The 397-nt window shown below is 61.7% G+C and carries 1 pseudogene; it reads left to right on the top strand.

Annotated elements, in window-relative coordinates:
- Positions 1 to 394: pseudogene (locus tag AC5ZFO_RS48320) on the top strand (IS481 family transposase); the annotation flags it as partial.
- Between the last annotated feature and the right edge of the window lie 3 nt (positions 395 to 397).

Consider the following 397-nt stretch of genomic DNA (forward strand, 5'->3'; position numbering starts at 1 on the left):
CTTCCGAACTCTCCCGGAAGTCCAGCGCGCCTTCGACGCCTGGCGGCCGGTCTACAATCTGGAGCGGCCTCACCAAGGCCTCGATATGCACGTCCCTGCCGATCGCTTCCGGCCAAGTGCTCGTCCCATGCCGACCCGCGTTCCGAACGTCGAATACGACAGCGGCGAGATCGTGCGCAGGGTCTCATCGACCAGACCCTACATCTCCTTCAAGGGACGCTTCTGGAAGGTTCCCCAGGCCTTCGCCCGCGAACGCCTTGCCATCCGACCGCTGGATCGTGACGGCCACTACGGAATCTTCTTCGCCAGCTGGCAGGTCGCATCGATCGACTTGACCAATCGCCAACCTGTCAGTGATGTGTCCGAACAGGTGTCAGCCATGTCTCCCGACTAAACA

This window comes from Bradyrhizobium sp. Unk1 (assembly GCF_059512345.1).